Below are 19249 nucleotides of genomic sequence, written 5' to 3'. Positions count from 1 at the left end.
ACCTTACCCGTCGACCACGACAGGGCCGGCGTTGATTCGGGCCGCCGTTCATTCCGGCTGTCGTTGATTCCGCCGTGGTGCGGCCCGGTCGCTCACCCCTCCCAGTCGCGCAGCAGGGACCGCAGCGTCACCAACGCCCTGGCTCGCATCGGTCCGATGCTGCCCCGCGGGATGCCGAGCGAGGTGCTGAGCTCGTCGTAGGACATCCGGTCGGTGAGCAGCGCGGTCACCAGTCGTCGCTGCCGTTCCGGCAACTTCTGGACGGCTGCGCGCAGTGCACGTACCTGCTGCTGCTGTTCCACCAGCGCGCCGGAATCCTGCGAGCTGCGGGTGGTCGCCTCGCTCCACAGCTGATGGCCGTGCTGTTCCCGCGCCTGGGCTCCGGAGTCGAACAGTGCGACGTCGCCGACGAGTACCTCACGGCGCCGCCGCAGGATGCCCAGGGCCTCGCGCCGGGCGGTGACGCCGAGCCAACCGGCCAACCGGTCGAGGTCACGGACCGCATCGGCGTGCCGCCACAGCGCAGTCCAGGTCCGTTGTGCCACCTCATCGACGTCGGCCGTCGTGGAGACGATGCGTCGAGCGGTCGCGCAGACCAGGCCCTGGTAGCGGTCGACGATGAACCGCCAGCTCCCGGGGTCCCCGGCCTGGAGTTTCGTGACCAGATCCCGATCGAGCGGAACATTCGTGCCGGTTCGAGCCGGTGCTGCGGCTCGCGAGGGCGCGGCGTGCCGGGCGATGGGGAACACCGCAACGCTCGCCACTGCGGGGGTGGCCGATGCGGTCGGAGTGGGTGCAGGCACCTTGACCACCAGCCGGCGTGACCCGCGGTGGAGCAGGGCCGATGAGTCGATCGGTGCGGCGAGGACGGTCATGTGAGCTCCCTGGACGGACGGGTGGTCCGATGTCTGAGGACTGGGCTGATACCAGGAAGTCTGTCGAGCGAGCTCGCAGCGCGGATCCGTAGAACTACCTAATTCGGCCACCTACGCAGCGGGCGGATCAGCGGGGCGCTGGGGTCTTCACGGCGGAGGCTTCACTGCAGGTGCAGGGCGATGCTCGGCCCGAGATGGGTCGCGGCCTGCTGTGGGCTCATCGCCGCCAACGCGGGGATCTCGATGACGTAGCGGCACAGGGCGAACCCGAGCACCGCACTGGCCACCAGGGCCGCGCGCAGCCGAGCGGTCTCGCCGCCGTGCGTCTCGCCGCCGTCGGTCTCGCCGCCGTCGGTATCACCGCCGCGGGCCGGGAGACGAGCGACCCACGGGGCCACCTGATCGGCGAACACCGCTCGCATCCGCTCCGCACCGAGCGGATGGGTGGCGGCGGTCCGCAACAGGATCTGCAACGCCGGCGTGGAGTCCCACAGTCGGACGAAGTGCTCGGCCAGCCGCTCGGCCACCTCTGCGATCGGCAGTTCGGCCGGCGGCGGGAGTTCGAGCGAGATCTCGATCGCGGCTGCGAAAAGGCCCTCCTTGGTCCCGAAGTGTCGCATCACCAGCGCCGGGTCGATGCCGGCTGCCTTGGCCACCGAACGGATCGTGGTGCGCTCGAAACCGGTGGCGCCGAACTGCGCGCGGGCATGTCCGAGGATGCGTTCCCGGGTGACGTCGGCAGAACCTCTCATCGGATCAGCATAGGTCAACAGCTGTTGACTCCAGGAGCGAACAGGGCCACCATGGTCAACGAGCGTTGACCAGCCGCTGGGCCGTCACCGAACACAGCGGGTCACCGAACACAGCGCGTCACCGAACACAGCCCGTCGCGAACACAGCCCGTCACCGAACACCGGAGGACCCATGAGCACCACTGCCACCGACATCCCCACCGAGGTCGACGTGTTGGTCGTCGGCGCCGGACCCGTCGGGTTGAGCGCTGCCTGCGCCCTGCTGCAGTCGGGACTGCGGCTGCTCGTCGTCGACGAGCAGATGAGCGTCCACCACACCTCGCGGGCAGCCGTCGTGCATCCACGCACGTTGGAGGCGCTGGCGACGATCGACGTCGCCGAAGCGGTGGTGGGGCGCGCCCACTGCATCAACACGTTCGAGGTCCGTGATCGCGACCGCACACTTTTCCAGCTGGTGTTCGACGATCTACCGAGCCCGTACAGCTTCATCGCGATGATCCCGCAGGACGTCACCGAGCAGATCCTCGCGGAACGGTTGGAAGCGTTGGGCGGCAGGGTGTTCCGTGGTGTGGCGGTGCGATCGCTCACCGACGGACCCGATGCCGCCTCGGTGCTGGTCGAACCCGTCGGAACCCCGGGGGCCGTCGTCGAGGTCCGGGCGCGGTACGTCATCGGCGCTGACGGGGCGCACAGCACTGTGCGTTCCTGCGCCGGAATCGATGCCGGAACCGCCGACGCGGCCGCCGAGAGCTTCCTGCTGGCCGACGTGACGGTGTCCGAGCAGGCCCGCACGGCCTTGCCCGACGATCGGGTGCTGCTGTTCCTCGACCGCGCAGGCATTCTCGTCTCGGCGCCGCTACCGGACGGCAGCCATCGCATCGTGGCCGCCACCGACCGCGCACCCGCCGCCCCGGATGCGGACGACGTGTCCCGGTTTCTCACAGATCGAGTCCCCGGCATCAGCGCAGATCCGGTCCGCGCGGTGCGCTGGGGGTCGAGATTCCGGGTCCACCACGGCGTTGCGGCTTCGCTGCACCGGGGACACGTGCTGCTCGCCGGTGACGCCGCGCACGTACACAGCCCGGCCGGTGGTCAGGGGATGAACCTGGGTATCCGGGATGCGATCGGCGCGGCTGCCGCAATCCAGGACGCCCTGGCGGGAAACCCTGGCGCACTGGATGTCTGGGCCCAGACGCACCGCCGGCTCGCCGTCCACGTGGTCGGTCTGGCCACCCGACTCACCAGGGTGGCGACCCTCCGCCGCGGACGGGGCTTGCGCACCGTCCTGCTGACGCTCATCGGACGCAGCGCGCGCTTCCGCCGACGGCTGGCCCTCGACCTCGCCGGGCTTGCGGACCGCTGAGCAGCACGCGGGAACTACCGGGTCAGCGGCCGCTGCACCAGCGTGCGGAGCTTGTCCGGGTTGCGCACCAGGTGGATCGCGGCGATCCGGCCGTCGACGACGGCGACGGACCCCACCGTGTCGGTGACATCACCGATCCGGACCACCGACCCGGGCTCACCGTTCACCCGCACCGACTCGATCAGCACCTCGGCGCCCCCGAGACCCGACATCACCCCGATCAGGAAACGGGCGGTCTTGTCGGCGCCCAGGATGGGCCGCAGCGCAGCCTGGCGGATCCCGCCGCCATCGGTGATCAGCACGACATCGGGGGCCAGCAGGTCCATCAGGCCCTGCAGGTCACCGGTGCTGGTCGCGGTGAGGAACTGGTGCAGGATCGCCTCCCCCGTCTCCGGCGACGCGGCCGCACCGGCCACCGGTCGCCGGGCGCGCACGTGGGATCGCGCGCGGTGGGCGATCTGCCGGACGGCTGGGGCGTTCCGGCCGATCGCCGCAGCGATCTCGTCGTGGGAGAACCCGAACACCTCCCGGAGCACGAACACCGCACGCTCGTCCGGGGTCAGGGTTTCCAGCACCACCATCATGGCCATCGACACCGACTCCGCGAGCACCACGTCGTCGGCCACGTCCGGTGCCGTCAGCAGCGGTTCGGGCAGCCATGGACCCACGTACTCCTCCCGGCGGCGGGCAGCCGACCGCAGTCGGTTGAGCGCCTGCCGGGTGACGATCTGCGCCAGGTAGGCCCGCGGCGACCGGACCGCGCCCGGGTCCACCTCGGCCCAGCGCAGCCAGCTGTCCTGAACCACGTCCTCGGCGTCGGCAGCCGACCCGGTGATCTCGTAGGCAATGGTGAACAACAGGGGGCGATGCGCCGCGAAGACGAGTGCCGGGTCGGGTGCGCTCGCCGGCCCGCCACCCGGCTCCGGCTCGAGCTCCGGCTCGCGACCGATCACCGAGGTACCCGGCAGGACTCCGAGAAGCCCTGCGACACCAGGCCGAGGGCCGCGTTGATCCTGGATCGCTGGTTCTCCACGGCCACCATCATCGTCAGTTCGACGAACGCGGCGTCACCGAGGTCGGTGCGCAGGGCGACCGCCTGCTCGTCGGTGACGACCGGCGGGGTCGCCGTCATCGCCACGGCATAGCCCAGCACCCGCCGTTCGACCGGGGTGTACACCTCCGACTCCTGCCAGACCGGCAGGTCACGCAACTTGGCGGGGTCGACGAGACGGTGGTGGGCCTCCAGGTAGCCGAAGTCCAGGCACCAACTGCACTCGATGTCCACCGCGACGGACAACGTGGCCAGCGCCGAGAGCCCGGGATCCAACGACCGGCACCGCTGCAGCAGAGATTCGAATGCCAGGTCGGCCAGCAGTGCGCGTGGCTGATGGGCCAGGGCGAGCGCAGGCTCCATCACCTGACCGAACCGGCGTCGGCTGTACCAGGCAGCGAGACGCGCCACCAGGCCACGCGGCGGGTCGAGCGGGACCCGTGCCCTGCTCAGCCGGTCGGCGGATGGGACGCCGGTGGACGGCGTCAGCGAGGTCGGGCGGGAAGTGGCGGCGGTCATGGCGATCCTTCGGCAGGTGCCGCGACCCTCTGCCGCGGCGGGCGCTCATGGGACACCGCTGCCGGGGAGGATGTGACAGGACGCCGGGTGTGTTGCGTCACTGCTCTGGATGGTCGATCGAGTTCACTCGACCGGCGCGTGCTTCACTTCGGCGGCGGAACCTCACCCTCGATGTGCATGTCGCGGTCCGTCTTGTCCCCGCTGTCGGGGGGTGTCGGCGTCGGCTTCTGCGGGCCGGGCTTCGTCATCGGAACTCCTTCGACTGGGCGGACCCGGCGGCACCGGGTCCTGGATCCACCTGATCAGAGTCGGTCAGGGGTGCTGCGGATACCCGTAACCCTGTCATTCGTCGCCTTCATCCGGTACCGCCGAGGGGGTCACCGTCCGCGCTGTCCGACCCGCTCCCGTGACGCGTGGTGGCCAACAGTGAGGCGGCCTCGACCCTGGTCCGTACCCCGAGCTTCATCAACACGTTGGCGACGTGCACGTCGACGGTGCGCGGGCTCAGGTACAGCCGAGCGGCGATCTGCTTGTTGGTCAGGCCGGTCGCCAGCTCCATCAGCACCTCGGTCTCCCGCCTGGTCAGCTGGAACCGACTCGTCACGTCACCGTCGACGGCTCCGGCGGAGCGACGGACCCTGGCCCGGCGCAACACGTCGTCGACGCTGTCCCGCAGCGGTTGTGCCCCCAGCCGCCCGGCGACCTCCAGGGCGGTGGTCAGCTCGATGACCGCCTGCGCCCGGTCGGGTCCGAGCAATGATTCGCCCAACCGGAACCGCGCATAGGCCTCCTCGTGGATCCGGCCGATCCGCCCCCACGCCGTGACTGCCTCCGACCAGGCGGCAGCCTGCCCGTCACCCCGCACCCGGCTGTTCTCCGCCATCGCCGTCGCCAGATAGGCGCGCACCTCCGGCGTCGGACGCCCCTCCCCGATCTCGACCGCCGCAGCCAGGAACCGGTCACGCCGCCGGTCCGGACCCGCCCGCCGTCCGCCGCGGGCCTCGGCGCACCAGCGGAGCGCCAGCGCACAGGTCCTGGCCATCTCCCGCCACTCCGACGTACCCTGCAGCGCTGCCCAGGCCGCGTCGACCTCGGCGAAGGCCCGCTCCCGGTCGCCGGATGTCCAGGCCCACCGCGACCGGGCGAGCGCGAGATCGGCGGAGATCGACGCGGTACCGCCGTGCGCCACCAGCTCCCCCGCAGCTTCCAGATGGCGGCTGGCGTCGGCCAGCTCGCCCCGCTCGAGGTCGAGCTCTGCCCTGGCCAACCGCACCAGCAGTGCCTGTCCCTCATCCACCCCCTCGGCGATCGCCTCGTCGCTCAACTCGATCGCCTCCGGCCACCGGCCGGTCATCGACAGCAGCACGACAGTGTTGCTCACGAGCGCGGCTCCGGTGCCGCTGATGGGGTTCTGCCTCCGGGCCTCGGCGAGCCCTCGCACTGCCGTTTCGCAGGCTGCCCTGGCATCGCCGGCCAGCAGCTGACAGAAGGCCAGATTGCCGGCCAGGCGGCGTTTGTCCTCGTCATCGCCCCACCGGGCGGTGGCCACCTGCGCCCGACGCAACTCGGCCAGGCCCTCCTCGATCTCGCCGGTGAGCACCTCGCACATCCCCAGCACGGCCCGCGCCCTGGCGTCCTCTGCCGGCGCAGATCCCTTGGCCGCCAACGTGATCGCCAGCTCAGCCGCCTGGATCGCCTCGGTGTACCGGCCGCCCTGGATGGCCAGCCGCGCGCGCGATGCGGTGATCCGGGCGCGCAGTGCCGGCTCGTCCACCTCCCGTGCCAACTGGTCGGCGCGCTCGTAGGCGGACGCTGCTTCCTGCGGGGATCCGTTGTCCCACAACGCCCGTCCCAGCCGTTCGTACAGATGGGCCCGGTCGGTCGGGTCGTCCAGCAGCGATGCGGCCCGTCGACCCAGCTCGACCGCATGACCGGGCTGGCCGGCCCAGCGGGCGGCCTCGGCCGCCTCTGCGAGCAGCCTGCCCCTGGCTGCCTGCTCGGCGGGGCCGTAGCCATCGGCCAGCAGTTCGACGAGGAACCGGTACTGCCGCCACCGTCCGCTGTGGGCGAACGCGGCCCCGGCCGCCTTGGCCGCTTCCGCGGTGACCTCGAATGCCCTGACCTGATCGCCGCTGGCACGCCAGTGCGCCGACCATTCCGCCGCGGCAGAAGCGCTGTGCCTGATCCGCGGATCGTCATCCAGGGCCAGGGCGATCCTGCGATGGATGCGTTGCCGCTCACCGGGCAGCATCCAGCCGATCAACGCCTCCTGCATGAGAGCATGGCGGAAGGTGTAGCCGTCACCGGTGCGGTCCACGACCAGCACGCCGGCGTCGATCGCCTCCCGGACGGCGGTCAAAGCCTCGGACTCCTGCATCCCGGTGAACAGGGGTAGCTCGTGCTGCAACAGCGACCGGCCGGCGACGGCGACCGTCCTGGTCACCTCCAGACCGGCAGCGTTCAGTTGCGCGGCCCGCAGGGTGAGCACCTCGGAGAGTCGATCCGGCAACTCGTAGAGGGACCCGGCCTCGATCAGTTCCAGTGCCATGTAGGGGTTTCCACCGGTACGGCCGCACAGCGCCCGGAGCTCCTCCAACGCCGGCGGCCGACCGGTGGACTGCCGGAACAGCTCCCGCAACTCGTCCTCGGTGAGTCGCTGCAGGTCGATCCGGAGCGCATCACGGGTGCTGAAGACGGTGTCGAGCACCCGGTGCGCCGCAGGGTCGAGCGCGATCTCATCGGTACGACGGGTCAGCGTCACCAGGTGGTGTGCCGGCAGGTTGCGCACGAGGAAGGCGATGAGATCGATGGTGGAGGCGTCCACCCACTGCAGGTCCTCCAACACCAACACCTGCCGGCGACCCTCGGGTCGCAACCGCACCAGGGTCGCCAGGATGTTCTCGAACAGGTCGGAGCGCCGGGCCGCCGGCACACCGCTGGGCGTGGCCCCGCCGGATCGCAGTGCAGCAACGATGGCCGCATAGGGCAGCGGCTCGGCCGACACGACCGTGCACTCCCCCCTGAGCACCTGGTCACCGTCGGCCAGGGCCTGGGTCGTGAGCACCTCGAGCAGCAGCGATTTGCCGATCCCCGCCTCGCCGGTGACGACCGCCAGCCGGCAGCTCGTGCCGGTGTCGTGCAGGGTCGCGACCAACGCAGCGCTCTCCGCGTCACGACCGACGGGTCGAGCGGCGGGTTGACGACCGGAAGTGGTCACGCCGGTCATTGTCCGACATGTTCGGGCCCGCGTCACTCCCCCAGGGGAGGGCCGCACTGCGGGGGGACGCTCAGAGGGTGACGGACAAGAAGATCTCGTCCCGATCGTCCGGCCCGCCGGGTGCCTCGGCGCCGGCGACCCGCACCCATCCCGGCCGACGGCCCCACTCGACGAACCCGAACCGACGGTAGAACTCGGGCAGACGGTGCCCGTCCCGCGCCGACAGCGACAACCGCTCGAGTCCGCGCACCCGGGCCAGCCGAAGGACGGCATCCATGAGCACTGCCCCCAGACCCGAACCCTGCAGGCCGGGGTCGACCATCACCGGGCCGACCTCGCCGGTGTGGGCGATCACCCCGGTCCCTGCGCGGAGAACGGCGACGCCGACCAACGTTCGGTCGGAGGTCACCGCGATGGCGTCGATGCTCCCCCGTCGGATCCCGTCGAGCAGTGCGGCGGATCGTCGGGCGACGTCGGGTCGCGCAGTGCCGGGAGCGAAGCCGACCGCCCCGCCTGCCTCGGACACGGTGTGCCACAGGCTGGTCAGGGCAAGACCGAACTGCGCGTCCGAGGCCATCGAACCGTTCGGGCCGACCTGGTGCAGGAGAAACCCGGCGCCGGTGTCCGGATCACCACCCGTACCCACCGGGACGGCGCGAGTCACAGGTGCGGGAACCAGAGCGCGATCTCGCGGGCCGCCGACTCGGCGGAGTCGCTGCCGTGCACCAGGTTGAACTGGGTCTCCAGGCCGAAGTCGCCACGGATCGTGCCAGGCGTGGCCTTCTCGACGGGGTCGGTGCCGCCGGCGAGCTGCCGGAACGCCGGGATCGCCCTGGTGCCCTCGACGACCAGCGCCGCCAGTGGCGCTGAGGTGATGAACTCTACAAGGTCGCCGAAGAACGGACGCTGGGCATGCTCGGCGTAGTGCTGCTCCGCGACGGCCCGGTCTGCGGTGCGCAGTTCGAGGGCGGCCAAGCTCAGGCCCTTGCGCTCGATCCGCGCAATGATCTCACCGACGAGCCCGCGCCGGACACCGTCCGGTTTGACGAGGACGAGCGTGCGTTCGGTGGTGGGGGTGGACATCGGTGTCGTGCTCCTCGGGTCGGCGCCACGGGTCTGCGGCTGTCGATGGATGGTGCTGGAGTCGTGCGGACAGGGCTCGCTACTCCGGCGCGAGACTACCGGTCGCCGTCCGCCGCGCTCGTTCCCGGCCGATCGACCGGGGTCTGACCGGGCAGCAGTCCGAGGCGCGCCCGCCGCCGGTACTCGTAGCCGAACCAGAAGATGAACGCGAACACCACGCCGAAGACGATCCCGACGACACCCAACGGAGCGCTGATCGCCCAGCCGGCGATGGTGAAAACCTGTAGGCCCGCCACCGCCCAGGGGTGCCAGGGCTTCCTGACGTACCCGCAGGCCGCGATCATCAGCAGGGCCAGCACGACGATCGCGATCACGCCGAGCGTGCCGGTTCCGGCACCGGTGTTCTTCGCCACCGGGATCGCGAGCAGGACCGTCAGCGCTTCCAGCACCAGGGTGGCCGAGATCGAACCCCGCAGCCCCTTCTCCGGGTCCGGCGGCCGATACTGCGGTTGCCCCTGCGGTGCGGCACTCGATGCGGTCGGCGGCTCGTCGGTCATGCCGGGGCCAGCCCGGCCAGGGTGCGGGCGTCGCCGGCGGACACGACCGAACCTGTGACGATCACTCCCGCGCCGTAGGGCCCGGTCTGCTCGTCCGTCTCCGCGAGGTCGACGGCCAACGCAAGGGCGCTGTCCATCCGCGGGGCGCTCTGCACCCGGTGGGAGCCGAAGACGTCCTCGGCGAGCTCGGTGAGCTCATCCAGCGGCATCGACCTGGCCGAGGAGTTGACGGTCACCACCACCTCGTCCAGGACGTCCTCGAGCGCGGTCAGGATGCCTTCGGCGTCCTTCTCGGCCATCACCGCAACGACCCCGACGAGCCGCGCGAAGTGGTACTCGTCGCGCAGCGCTGCAGCGAGAGCCGTTGCACCGTGCGGGTTGTGGGCGGCATCGATGAGGATCACCGGCGAGGACCGGATGCGCTCCAGCCGCCCGGGCGAAGCCACCGCGGCGAACCCGTCGACCACGGCATCCGCGTTGAGCTCACGCTGCCGGCCGGCACCCAGGAACGCCTCGACGGCCGCCAGCGCGAGGGAGGCATTCGCGGCCTGGTGCTCGCCGGCGAGCGGCAGGAAGACCTCCTCGTAGACGGCCGAAAGTCCTTGCAGCTGCAGCAGTTGTCCGCCGACGGCGACCACCCGCTCGAGCACCCGGAACTCGCTGTCCTGCCGCGCAACGGTCGCGTCCGTCTCGGCGACCCGAGCCATCAGCACGTCCATCGCCTCCGGCTCCTGCAGACCGATCATCACGACGCCGCCGGGCTTGATGATTCCGGCCTTGTTGGCGGCGATCTCGCCCAGCGTGGTGCCCAGGTAGTCGATGTGATCCCGGCCGATCGGGGTGATCACCGAGACCGCGGGGTCCATCACGTTGGTCGAGTCCCAGGTGCCACCGAGCCCGACCTCGACGACGGCGACGTCGACCGGCGCGTCGGCGAACGCCGCATAGGCCATCGCCGTGAGGATCTCGAACTTCGACAGTGGGACGCCGCCGTCCCGTGCGCTCGCCGCGTCGACGAGGTCGATGTACGGGGCGATGTCCGCATAGGCCTGGACGTAGGCATCCGGGCTGATCGGGACCGCGTCCAGCGAGATCCGCTCGGTCGCGAGCTGCAGGTGCGGTGAGGTGAACCGCCCGGTGCGCAGGCCCAGGGAGGTGAGCAGGGCGTCGACCATCCTGGTGACGGATGTCTTGCCGTTGGTGCCGGCGATGTGGATCACCGGGTAGGCCCGCTGCGGGTTGCCGAGCAGATCGAGCAGCGCGGTGATCCGGTCGAGGGTCGGTTCGATCCTCGTCTCCGGCCAGCGCTGATCGAGGATGGCCTCCACCGTGCGCAGGTCCAGCGGCGGAGAATCGGGGACCGCATCGAGGTCCTGGGTCTCGTCGTCCAGCCCTGGCAGGGCGTCCTCGTCGGCCGGCTCGGGATCGGGCCCGAACGGACCGAAGTTGATGCCGCTCATGCGTTCTCCCCCGGCAGTGCCGCGAGCCGCTCGGACAGGCGGGTGTGCTCGGCGACAGCGGTCTCGTTGCGGGAACGGATCTTCGCCACCACTGCGTCCGGCGCCTTGCCCATGAACTGCTCGTTGCCGAGCTTCCGCTCCGTGTCGACGATCTCCTTCTCGCTGGCGGCAAGGTCCTTGAGCAGCCGCGCGCGTTCGGCCGCGACGTCAACGGTGCCGCGGGTGTCCACCTGGATCGTCACCAGACCGGCCTGCAACGAGACCTCGATCGACGCGGAGGCTGCGAAGTCGTCCTCCGGATCCACCAGCCTGGTCAGGGCAGCGGCCGGCGCGGTGAGACCCGGTGTGCCACCGGTGATCCGCGCCGGAACACCCTTGGCCGGCGGCAGTCCCTGATCGGCCCGGAACCGGCGGATCTCGGTCACCAACTTGTCCAGGTCGCCGATGAAAGTTCTGGCACCGGCCCGCGGGAGGCGATCCGAAGGCCGCGGCCAGGCGGCAACCACCAGCGACTCGCCGCCGGTGAGGGAGGTCCACAGGCTCTCGGTGACGAACGGCACGAACGGGTGCAGCAGCCGCAGCAGGGCGTCCAGCACGGTGCCGAGCACCGCCCGGGTGGTCACTGCCCGCGCCTCACTCTCCCGGGTCTGGACCTTGGCCAGTTCCACGTACCAGTCGCAGAACTCGTCCCACGCGTAGTGGTAGAGCCCCTCGGCAGCCTTGGCGAACTGGAAGTCGGCGAGCTGCTCGGTGGTGCGGGCGATCACCTCGTCGAGGCGGTCGAGGATCCAGGCATCGGCGTCGGTGAGCTCCGGTGCCTGCAACGGAGTCTGCGGCACGGCAGCGCCGTTGATCAGCGCGAACCTGGTGGCGTTGAACAGCTTCGAGCAGAAGTTGCGGGAGCCGCCCACCCAGTCCCGGGCGAAGGCCAGGTCGGCACCCGGGTTCGCCCCCCTGGCGAGCGTGAAGCGCAAGGCATCAGCGCCGTAGAGATCGATCATCTCGAGCGGGTCGATGCCGTTGCCCTTGGACTTGCTCATCTTCTTGCCGAACTGGTCGCGGACCAGCCCGTGCAGGGAGACCACGTCGAAGGGCTGGTTGCCCTTGCCGTTACCGGCCGCGTCGCCGCCCATCGCATAGAGGCCGAACATCATCATCCTGGCGACCCAGAAGAACAGGATGTCGTACCCGGTCACCAGCACCGAGGTCGGATAGAACGCCTTCAGCGTGTCGGTCTGCTCCGGCCAGCCCATGGTGGAGAACGGCCACAGCGCGGAGGAGAACCAGGTGTCCAGGACATCGGGATCCTGCGTCCAACCCTCGCCGGGCGGCTGCTCGTTCGGTCCGACGCATCGGATCTCGCCGTCGGACGAATACCAGACCGGGATCCGGTGTCCCCACCACAGCTGCCGCGAGATCGTCCAGTCGTGCATGTTGTCGACCCAGGCGAAGTAGCGAGCTTCGAGCTCCGGCGGGTGGATCGTCACGGCGCCGGTGCGCACCGCGTCCCCGGCCGCTGCCGCCAGCGGCTCCACCTTGACGAACCACTGCTTGCTCAGCCGCGGTTCCACGACGTCGTCCGAACGGGAGCAGTGGCCGACGGCGTGCAGGTAGGGCTTCTTCTCCCCCACCACGTGTCCGGCCTCCGCCAGCTTCTGCTTGATCACCGCGCGGGCCTCGAACCGGTCGAGACCGTCGAAGATCGTTGCGGTGTCGGTGATGTGCGCATCCGGGGTCAGGACGGTGATCATCGGCAGTCCGTGCCGCTTGCCGATCTCGAAGTCGTTCGGGTCGTGGGCGGGCGTCACCTTGACCGCGCCGGTACCGAAGGCGGGATCGACGTGCTCGTCGGCGATGATCGGGATGTCCCGCTCGACGAAGGGCACCCGCACGGTTCGGCCGATGAGGGCTGCGTACCGCTCGTCGTCCGGATGCACCGCGACCGCGGTGTCGCCGAGCATCGTCTCGACCCGGGTGGTGGCCACCACCACCGAGAATGCGGCTCCGTCCTGGGCCTCACCGTCATAGCGGATCGAGACCAGCTCGCCCTCGTCGTCGGAGTGGTCGACCTCGATGTCGGAGATCGCCGTCAGGCAGCCGGGGCACCAGTTGGTGATCCGCTCGGCCCGGTAGATCAGACCGTCGTCGAAGAGCCGTTTGAAGATCGTCTGGACAGCGGCGGACAGACCCTCGTCGAGGGTGAAGCGCTCCCGGTCCCAGTCGACCGAGTCACCGAGTCGCTTCATCTGGCCGAGGATCGCGCCGCCGCTCTCGTGCTTCCAATCCCACACCTTCTGCACGAACAGCTCGCGCCCGAAATCGTGGCGGGTCTTGCCGTCGACGGCGAGCTTCTGCTCCACCAAGTTCTGGGTGGCGATGCCCGCATGGTCCATTCCCGGCAGCCAGAGCACCTCGTCGCCGGACATCCGATGCCAGCGCGCCAGCACGTCCATCAGGGTGTGGTCGAGCGCGTGGCCGATGTGCAGATCACCGGTGACGTTCGGCGGCGGCAGCACGATCGAGAACGGCTTCCGCTCGCCCGAGAGCACCCGCTGCTCGTCGGCCCGGAAGTACCCCGCCTGCATCCACCGCTGGTACAGCACTACCTCGACGGCCGCCGGGTCGTAGTTCTTCGGCAGGTCGTCGGGCAGCGCAGCGGCGGTCTCGGTCACCTGTCCAGTTTAGGTGTGCTGCCGAACCGCTTCTGCTCGCCGTCAGCCGTTGCCCGTCCGGGTGGCTGGACGCCTACGCTGATCCGATGACGACGGGTCCGACCACTGCCGCAGACCCCACCACTGCCGACCCCGCTCCGCCGCCGCTCCCGGTCCGGGTCCGCCGGCTCGACCCGGACGTCCCGCTGCCGCGCTACGCGATGCCCGGCGACGCCGGCGCGGACCTGGTGACGACCGTCGACTGCCGGCTCGAGCCGGGCCAGCGGGCCGTGGTGCCGACCGGGATCGCGATCGCCCTGCCGTTCGGGTACGCCGCCTTCGTGCATCCGCGCTCGGGGCTCGCCGCCAGGGTGGGGCTGTCGATCGTCAACACCCCCGGCACGATCGACGCCGGCTACCGCGGCGAGCTCAAGCTGGTGCTGATCAACCACGACCCACGCTCGGCGATCGAGCTGCGCCGCTACGAGCGGGTGGCCCAACTGGTGATCCAGAAGGTCGAGTACGCGACCTTCGTCGAGGTCGACGACCTGGACGCGACCGACCGCGGTCACGGCGGCTACGGCTCCACCGGCGGCTCGGATGCGCTGCGGCTGCAGCGTTCGGAGAGCTTGGGACATCTCGGCTGAGTCGCGCTGCGCCGGGTGACCGGCAGATCTCGACCGGCCGTCCCCGTCGGTGCAGTGGAACCTCCCGGGGGCGTCGGACCCGACCGATGTCGACCACGACACCGTCGCCCGGCCGCGGTGAACGGAGCCGTCGGAACGAGTCAGTCGGCCTGGAGCAGGCCGGGCACTTCCGCTGCCAGCCCCTGATCCACGAAGCCGAGCATCCAGTCGAAACTGTCATCGACGTCGGTGTCGATCTGGAAACTGCCGGACGCTTGCAGGACCGCGAATCCGTGCAGCATGCTGCGTAGCATCCGCAACGCGTGGATCTCCTGGTCGGCGTCCAGCCGGTAGCCGTGCAGCATGGCCGCCCAGGAGGCGAGTACGCGTTCGACGGCCGGGACCAGTGGATCATCCGGCCCGGTGACGATGGCGGCGTTGCCGGCGGCATATCGGCCGGGGCGATCCAGCACGTATGTCCGCATCGCGTGCGCACCGGCGACGAGAGCCTCCTTGCCGGAGCGCCCCTGGATGGCGTCGCGGATGGCGTCCGCGACCTCGTTCATGGCCAGGACGGCGATCCGGTGGGTGAGGTCGGCCTGGCCGGTGATGTGTTTGTACAGCGAGGGCGTCTTGACCCCGAGCCGTTCGGCCACCACTGCCATGGTGAGCCGCTCCAAGCCGACCTCGTCGGCCAGGGCAGCCCCTGCCTCGGTGACCGAGGCCGGACCCAGCCCGGCCCTAGGCATTGGTCAGGGTCCTGGCCAGGAACGGCAAGGTCAGTGCAACGACCTGGTCGGGGGTCTGGGCGTGCGGGTAGTGACCGGCACCATCGATGATCACCAGTTCCCCGAGCCCGTCGGCCAGGTCGGCGACGATCTTCTCGCCCTCGGCCCGCGGATCGGCCCAGTCCGGATCAAGAGCGCCCTGGATGATCAGCACCGGGCAGCGGACGTTCACCAGCTGGGCACCGGCGTCGGTCGGCGCGGTCCTGCACATGGCCTGCAGAACCCGCATCCGGCCGGGCTCGCTCATCCTGGTCTCGATCCGGCCCAGCTCGCGGGCCCAATCGGCCGGTTTCGTCGGGTACGCCAGATCCAGGTACTTCTTCCACGCCGACAGGCTGCCCAGGGTCATGGTCATGCCCAGCTGAAGGGAACCGGCCCGGTAGCGCTTCACCCGCAGCAGGCCACCGATGGCAACCGACTGTTTGCGGGTGAACGGAGCCAGCTCGACGACGCCGGTGATCACATCGGGGGCAGTCGCGGCCGCGATGGTCGCAGCGCCGCCGCTGATCGACTGCCCCATGATCACGGCCGGGCCGCCGAGGTGGCGTACGAGCGCGACCAGGTCACCGGCGATGTCCGCGCGGCTGTAGCCGTCCCAGCCGAGGCTGGACTCACCGCACCCGCGGATGTCGACGTTCGCGACCCGGTACCCGGCCGCAACCAGAGCCGGGGCGACGAAACGATACGAGTGCCTGCTGTCACCCATGCCGTGCGCCAGGACGACGAGAGGGCCCTCGCCGCTCAGGTCGTAGGCGATGGTGTTGCCGGCGATGTCCAGAGCTTCGGGCATGACGTCCTCCAAGTGGCTAAGTGTGGTAGCCACAAGCTAAATCAATTAGCCCCTGGGTGTCAACCGGAGACCGAGCGTGCCTCGCTCCCTGGCGCGTACCGCCTGCTCCTACGATGCTCAGCGTGCGCCCGACCCTGTTCCGTCATCCCCGCATCCATCTCGGCTCCGTCGGCAGCCCGCCGGTCACCGGCCTGCTGGTTCTCGACGGGCAGGTGATCGCCGCCGGTGACGCGGCCGGACTGGCCTCCAGCAGCCCGACATCACTCGTCGTCGATCTTCCAGGAGCCGCCGTCGTGCCGGGGTTGATCGATGCCCACATCCACTCGCTCAGCTACGCCCGTGGCCTGGGTGAGGTCGACCTGCGCTCCAGCGCCACGCTCGCCGAGTGCCTGCAGCGGGTCGCCGATCACGCCGCACGCCTCGCCCCGGACGACTGGTTCACCGGTGGCCATTGGGATTCCAACCGCTGGGATGTCGCCGTCCAACCCGACCGGCACGCTCTCGACACGGTGACCGGATCGCGCCCGGCGATCCTGGACAGCCTCGACGGCCACACCATCTGGGCCAACACCGCAGCGTTGGCGGCTGCCGGGATCGATGCGGACACACCGGATCCGGTGGGTGGCGAGATCGTCCGGGATGCCGGCGGCAGCCCCACCGGCATCCTGCGGGAGACCGCGTGCGGGCTGATCACCACGGTCGCGCCGGCTGCCACAGCCGAGCGGACCGTCGCCGATCTAGCGGCCGCCCAGCGCCGCCTGCTGGCTTTCGGGGTGACCGCGATCCACGACATCGACGGTGAGGACGCCCTCGCCGGCTATCGAACGCTGCACGCCCGTGGCGCGCTCGTCGTGCGGGTGGCGAAGGCGATCCCCTACCGCGCACTCCAGGCGGCGATCGACGAGGGTCGGCGCACCGGATCGGGTGACGAGCGGTTGCGCACCGGCCCGGTGAAGCTGTTCAGCGACGGCGCACTCGGTTCGCGGACCTGCCACATGTGCCGCCCGTTCACCGACACCGGCACCACCGGCATCGCGGTGATGTCGGAGGAGACCCTGTGGGAGGCAACAGCTCTCGCGCTCCGCAACGGGATCGGCGTGGCTACCCACGCGATCGGCGACCGAGCCAACCAGATCGTCCTGGACGTGTACGAGCGAGCAAGGCATGAGGGCCTGCTGACCGACGGACTGCGGGTGAGCATCGAGCATGCCCAGTACCTGCGCCCCACGGATGCCCACCGGCTCGCCCGGCTGGGCGTCATCGCCTCCATGCAACCCACGCACTGCACCACGGACTGGGACCTGGCCGATCGGGTATTGGTGGGGCACGACCTGCTGCCCTACGCCTGGCGCAGCGTGCTGGCCGCCGGTGGCACCCTGGCGTTCGGCTCGGACGCGCCGATCGAGAGCCCGAACCCGTTCCTGGCGCTGCACGCGGCCGTCACCCGGACCCGGCTCGACGGAACACCACCCGGTGGCTGGCGCACGCAAGAGGCGGTGTCACCCGCCGAGGCCCTCGCCGCCCACACCGTGGGTGGTGCGCGAGCGATCGGGCGCGCGGACGATCTGGGCTCCCTGACTCCAGGTCACCTGGCAGACCTGGTCTGTGTGGACACCGACCCGGTGCCCGAGGCCACGGGAGACCCCGCCGCCGACCGCGCTGCGATCGACGCGATCGCCTGTACCGCGGTACTGGGCACCTGGTCGGCCGGCGAGTTGGCGTTCGGCTCCGTCTGAACGGGCGATTCACGCGTTTTCCACATCTTCGTGCAGGTTTGATCGCACCCGCAGCGGGCACTTTGATGGTGTCGCGGCACCACCGCGACGTCCGTGGAATCGGACACCACCTGCACCAGGAGGTTCAAGATGTCGCTCGGAGACAAGATCAAGAACACCGCCGAGGATGTGTCCGGCAAGGCGAAGGAAGCCACCGGCAAGGCGACCGACAACGAGTCGCTCGAGGCCGAGGGCCAGGGCGATCAGGCCAAAGCCGAGGCCAAGAAGGCCGGCGAGAACGTCAAGGACGCTGCCAAGGACACCTTCGGCAGGTGAAGCTTCGCGCGCTCGACCCGAGCGCGCCACCACCGCGAAGGGCCCCGGTCAGCGACCGGGGCCCTTCGTGTGTCAGTGGTGCGGGGTGCCGCTCAGTACGAACGGGGTAGGCCCAGCGAGGTGTGCGAGACGTAGTTGAGGATCATTTCCTTGCTCACCGGCGCGATCCGCAGCAGCCGGGCCATGCCGTACAACGACATCAGGCCGTACTCCTGCGACATGCCGTTGCCGCCGTGGGTCTGCATCGCCGCGTCGACAGCCGCGACTGCGGCATCGGCAGCAGCAGCCTTCGCCATGTTCGAGGCCTCACCGGCCGGCATTCCGTTGTCGTGCAACCAGGCGGCCTTGGCCAACATCAGCGCAGCCATCTCGACGTCGATCTTGGCCTGCGCCAACGGATGTGCGACGCCCTGGTGGGTGCCGATCGGCTTGCCCCAGACCTCGCGGGTACGCGCGTACTCGGCGGCCGCGTCCAGCGCGCACCGGCCGACGCCGACGCACAGCGCGGCAGTGGCGATCCGTTCCGGGTTGAGCCCGTCGAACAGCGCCTGCAAACCGGAGCCGATCTCGCCGACCACAGCGGTCGCCAGGACGCGCACGTCGTCCAGGAAGAGGGTGTACTGCCGGTCCGTGATCTGTGCGGCGACCGGCAGTGGGGTGGCGGTCAGGCCCGCGGCGCCGGTGGGAACCAGGAACATCGAGAGCTGCCCACGGCCGCGCTCGTCCGTACCGGTGCGGGCGACCAGCAGGATCGCCTCGGACTCCTCGACACCGGAGATGTAGTACTTCTGGCCGGAGATCGTCCACTCACCGTCCGACTGCGCCGGATCGACCGGCTTGGCCGTGGTGGACAGGTTGTGCGAGTTGCTCCCCGCGTCCGGTTCGGTGATGGCGAAGGCCACCTTCGTCCGCCCGCCGGCGAGCTTGGTCAGCCACTCCTGTTGCTGCGCAACGGAACCGTGACGGCGCAACACTTCCACGGCGATCGCACTGGAGACCAGGGTGAGCAACAGCGGACAGCCGACGGATGCGCTGGCCTCGATCACCACCGCGAGCTCGCTCATCCCGGCACCCCCGCCGTCGAACTCCTCGGGGACGTTGATCCCGATGAATCCCGCGTCGCCGAGTTCGTTCCAGAGCTCGGTCTGCGGCTCGTTGCGTCGGCCACGCTCGGCGTACTCCCGCAGCCCGCGCTTCCCGGCGATCTGCCGGACCGCCTCCCGGATCTCGTCGTACTCCGCGGGAGTTGCGAAGCCGAACTGGGAGGCGGTACTGCTGGCGAGGAGGGTCATCAGGGCTGCTTTCTGCCGAACGGGTTGCCGCAGTGCCGTCCGGCAGGGTCGCCGGCGACAGAGCCCATGTTAACCGCCGTTAACTGCCGGCACCAGGGTGCCGGAACCTCTCGTGCGTCTCTGGTCGCTGCGCACCCCGCCTGCAGGTCGCCGGTCGCGGGGTCCCACCTGCGG

The 19249-nt window shown here is 70.1% G+C and carries 17 protein-coding genes; 4 read left to right on the top strand and 13 right to left on the bottom strand.

The annotated features are described in order from the left end of the window. Positions 1-92: 92 nt before the first annotated feature. Positions 93-875, bottom strand: a complete 783-nt coding sequence (locus tag ABLG96_RS07330) for a sigma-70 family RNA polymerase sigma factor (protein ID WP_353650713.1) — start codon at positions 873-875, stop codon at positions 93-95. Between the two features lie 161 nt (positions 876-1036). Further along, on the bottom strand, positions 1037-1627 hold the full coding sequence (locus ABLG96_RS07325; protein ID WP_353650712.1) for a TetR family transcriptional regulator: 591 nt from the start codon (positions 1625-1627) through the stop codon (positions 1037-1039). 172 nt (positions 1628-1799) lie between these two features. Here ABLG96_RS07325 and ABLG96_RS07320 point away from each other — a divergent pair, with 172 nt between their 5' ends. Continuing rightward, positions 1800-2990 (top strand): FAD-dependent monooxygenase, encoded by a 1191-nt coding sequence (locus ABLG96_RS07320; RefSeq protein ID WP_353650711.1) that lies wholly within the window; start codon positions 1800-1802, stop codon positions 2988-2990. Positions 2991-3004: 14 nt separating this feature from the next. Here ABLG96_RS07320 and ABLG96_RS07315 read toward each other — a convergent pair whose 3' ends face one another. From ABLG96_RS07315 to ABLG96_RS07280, 8 genes are all read right to left on the bottom strand, one after another. Further along, the gene (locus ABLG96_RS07315) at positions 3005-3943 is read right to left on the bottom strand and encodes an RNA polymerase sigma-70 factor (RefSeq protein ID WP_353650710.1); all 939 of its coding nucleotides are present in this window, start codon (positions 3941-3943) and stop codon (positions 3005-3007) included. After that, the gene (locus ABLG96_RS07310; protein WP_353650709.1) at positions 3940-4560 is read right to left on the bottom strand and encodes a carboxymuconolactone decarboxylase family protein; all 621 of its coding nucleotides are present in this window, start codon (positions 4558-4560) and stop codon (positions 3940-3942) included. The genes ABLG96_RS07315 and ABLG96_RS07310 overlap by 4 nt, the downstream gene beginning before the upstream one ends. 355 nt (positions 4561-4915) lie before the next feature. Next, complete coding sequence (locus ABLG96_RS07305) at positions 4916-7777, bottom strand: AAA family ATPase (RefSeq protein ID WP_353650708.1); 2862 nt, start codon at positions 7775-7777, stop codon at positions 4916-4918. A 70-nt stretch (positions 7778-7847) separates the two neighbouring features. Then, complete coding sequence (locus ABLG96_RS07300; RefSeq protein WP_353650707.1) at positions 7848-8441, bottom strand: GNAT family N-acetyltransferase; 594 nt, start codon at positions 8439-8441, stop codon at positions 7848-7850. Further along, on the bottom strand, positions 8438-8860 hold the full coding sequence (gene ndk / locus ABLG96_RS07295; RefSeq protein WP_353650706.1) for a nucleoside-diphosphate kinase: 423 nt from the start codon (positions 8858-8860) through the stop codon (positions 8438-8440). Before ndk ends, ABLG96_RS07300 begins: the two co-directional genes overlap by 4 nt. Positions 8861-8955: 95 nt before the next feature. Continuing rightward, entirely contained in the window at positions 8956-9417 is a 462-nt protein-coding gene (locus ABLG96_RS07290; RefSeq protein WP_353650705.1) for a DUF4233 domain-containing protein, read from the bottom strand. Next, positions 9414-10877 (bottom strand): folylpolyglutamate synthase/dihydrofolate synthase family protein, encoded by a 1464-nt coding sequence (locus ABLG96_RS07285; protein WP_353650704.1) that lies wholly within the window; start codon positions 10875-10877, stop codon positions 9414-9416. The genes ABLG96_RS07290 and ABLG96_RS07285 overlap by 4 nt, the downstream gene beginning before the upstream one ends. After that, positions 10874-13549 (bottom strand): valine--tRNA ligase, encoded by a 2676-nt coding sequence (locus tag ABLG96_RS07280; RefSeq protein ID WP_353650703.1) that lies wholly within the window; start codon positions 13547-13549, stop codon positions 10874-10876. Before ABLG96_RS07280 ends, ABLG96_RS07285 begins: the two co-directional genes overlap by 4 nt. Before the next feature lie 86 nt (positions 13550-13635). Here ABLG96_RS07280 and dut point away from each other — a divergent pair, with 86 nt between their 5' ends. Further along, positions 13636-14175 carry a dUTP diphosphatase gene (gene dut, locus ABLG96_RS07275; protein WP_353650702.1) on the top strand — a complete coding sequence of 180 codons (540 nt, stop codon included), beginning with the start codon at positions 13636-13638 and terminating at the stop codon, positions 14173-14175. A gap of 140 nt (positions 14176-14315) precedes the next feature. Here the strand turns inward: dut and ABLG96_RS07270 are convergent, their stop codons facing one another. Together ABLG96_RS07270 and ABLG96_RS07265 are read right to left on the bottom strand one after the other, a co-directional pair. Then, entirely contained in the window at positions 14316-14903 is a 588-nt protein-coding gene (locus ABLG96_RS07270; RefSeq protein ID WP_353650701.1) for a WHG domain-containing protein, read from the bottom strand. After that, a complete protein-coding gene (locus ABLG96_RS07265) occupies positions 14896-15732 on the bottom strand; it encodes an alpha/beta hydrolase (protein WP_353650700.1) in 837 nt (278 codons plus the stop codon). Before ABLG96_RS07265 ends, ABLG96_RS07270 begins: the two co-directional genes overlap by 8 nt. 113 nt (positions 15733-15845) lie before the next feature. Between ABLG96_RS07265 and ABLG96_RS07260 the strand changes: the two genes are divergently transcribed. Both ABLG96_RS07260 and ABLG96_RS07255 read left to right on the top strand, forming a co-directional pair. Continuing rightward, a complete protein-coding gene (locus tag ABLG96_RS07260; protein ID WP_353650699.1) occupies positions 15846-17468 on the top strand; it encodes an amidohydrolase in 1623 nt (540 codons plus the stop codon). A 129-nt stretch (positions 17469-17597) separates the two neighbouring features. Next, positions 17598-17783: a CsbD family protein gene (locus ABLG96_RS07255; RefSeq protein ID WP_353650698.1), complete on the top strand. Its 186-nt coding sequence runs from the start codon at positions 17598-17600 to the stop codon at positions 17781-17783. A 92-nt stretch (positions 17784-17875) separates the two neighbouring features. On the opposite strand, the gene ABLG96_RS07250 is transcribed toward ABLG96_RS07255, so the two are convergent. Continuing rightward, the gene (locus ABLG96_RS07250; RefSeq protein WP_353650697.1) at positions 17876-19075 is read right to left on the bottom strand and encodes an acyl-CoA dehydrogenase family protein; all 1200 of its coding nucleotides are present in this window, start codon (positions 19073-19075) and stop codon (positions 17876-17878) included. Between the last annotated feature and the right edge of the window lie 174 nt (positions 19076-19249).

This window comes from Nakamurella sp. A5-74 (assembly GCF_040438885.1).
Lineage (GTDB): Bacteria > Actinomycetota > Actinomycetes > Mycobacteriales > Nakamurellaceae > Nakamurella.
Note: the sequence above shows the minus strand (reverse complement) of the source record. Positions and strands in the feature narration are given on the sequence as shown.